Here is a 1,746-nt window from a genome sequence, read left to right as displayed (position 1 = left end):
GCGCCCCGCCACGCGCCCAGCCCCAGGTCGGGGGCGCCCACGCCGTGGGTGTGCAGCTCGGCGTTTTGCACGTGGATCGGCGCGGTCAGCGCGGGGTCGGTGCGCAGGCGGTGGTCGGCGTCGATCGCGAACCGGCCGCGGTCGTCGGTCTCGATGAGCTTGAGGACCGGCTCCAGGAAGTCCGGCCTGCGCTGGGCGTACCCGGAGGCGGCCACCACGCCGTCGGTGCGGGCGGTGAACACCCGGTCCTGCTCCCGGTGGCGGAAGGTGAGCGCGATCCGGCCGCCGTCCTCGCGCGCCTCCAGGAGTTCGCAGTGGGCGCGCAGGCTCACGTCGACCGGGGCGCCGCCGACACCGCGCTCGTACAGCGCGTCGTGGATCTCGGAGATGGTGTCGGCGCTGATGCCCTTGTACAGCTGCCACTGGGAGGGCACCAGACGGTCCCTGGTGGGCTGGGGCAGCGAGTGGAAGTAGCGCGTGTAGTCGGGGGTGAAGTGCTCCAGCCCGAGCTTGGAGTACTCCATCGGAGCGAAGCCGGGGGAGCGGGTGAGCCAGTTGACCCGGGTGTCGGCGTGCGCGGGGGAGCGCAGCAGGTCGAGGAAGACCTCGGCGCCCGACTGCCCGGAGCCGATCACCGTCAGGTCGCGGGCCCCGGCCAGGCCGCCCACCCGGTCCAGGTACTCGGCTGCGTGGAACACGCGGTCGCCCGCCAGGTCGCGCAGCGCCTCGGGCAGGACCGGTTCGGTGCCGATGCCCAGGACCAGGGCGCGGCCGCGCACGGTGCGGCGGGCGCCGGAGGCGTCCTCGTGCTCGACGGTGAACACGCCCTCGTCGTGGTGGACCGTGAGCACGCGGGCGTCGAAGCGGCACGAGTCGAGGCCGGTGGCCACCCAGCGGCAGTAGTCGTCGTACTCGCGGCGCGGCACGTGGAAGTTCTCGGAGAAGTAGAACGGGAACAGTCGGTCGTGTTCGCGCAGGTAGGACAGGAAGGACCAGCGGCTGGTGGGGTCGACCAGGGTGACCAGGTCGGCCAGGAAGGGCACCTGGAGGCGGGCGCCCTCCAGCAGCAGGCCGGGGTGCCAGGAGAAGTCGGGGCGGGCCTCCAGGAACCGGGCGCTCAGGCCGGGAACGCCGTCGGCGAGGGCGGCCAGGGCCAGGTTGAAGGGGCCGAGGCCCACGCCCACGAGGTCGTGGACCTCACGCTCGGTGTCGGTGCCGGCGGTGGGGTTCGGGGCGGCGGTCATCGGGCCTCCTCCAGGTTCTGGGCGGCCGCGGTCTCGGCGTCACCGGCGGCGACGATCAGGGCGAGCAGGGCGGCGATGTCGTCGGGGGTGGTGTCGGGGTTGAGGAGGGTGAGCTTGAGCCAGACCCGTCCGTCGATGTGGGTGCGGCCCACCACGGCCCGCCCGCTCTCCAGGAGGCGGCGGCGCAGGCGCGCGTTGACCAGGTCGGTGTCGGAGGCCGCGTCGTAGCGGAAGACGACCGTGGTCAGTGAGGGGGCCGCGGCCAGGGTCAGCTTCGGGGAGGCGACCACCTGGGCGCTGGCGTCCAGCGCCAGGGCGCGGCAGGCGTCCACCATGCGGCCCAGGCCCTTCCGGCCGAGAGCGCGCAGGGTGACGGCGATCTTGAACACGTCCGCGCGCCGGGTGGTGCGCAGTGAGTAGCCGAGCAGGCTGGGGTAGCCCGCCTCCTCGTCATCGGTCGGGTTCAGGTAGGACACCGACCGCGACAGCGGCGCGAACGAGG

The 1,746-nt window shown here is 73.5% G+C and carries 1 protein-coding gene and 1 pseudogene; both read right to left on the bottom strand.

Annotated features, from left to right (window positions below):
• The coding region (locus D471_RS36300) for a lysine N(6)-hydroxylase/L-ornithine N(5)-oxygenase family protein (protein ID WP_017601339.1) at nt 1–1,244 on the bottom strand (1,244 nt) is incomplete at its 3' end.
• A pseudogene (locus D471_RS36295) lies at nt 1,241–1,746 on the bottom strand (pyridoxal-dependent decarboxylase); the annotation flags it as partial. The pseudogene D471_RS36295 and the gene D471_RS36300, both read right to left, overlap by 4 nt.

The organism is Nocardiopsis lucentensis DSM 44048, assembly GCF_000341125.1.
In the GTDB taxonomy this organism is placed as follows: Bacteria; Actinomycetota; Actinomycetes; order Streptosporangiales; family Streptosporangiaceae; genus Nocardiopsis; species Nocardiopsis lucentensis.
Note: the sequence above shows the minus strand (reverse complement) of the source record. Positions and strands in the feature narration are given on the sequence as shown.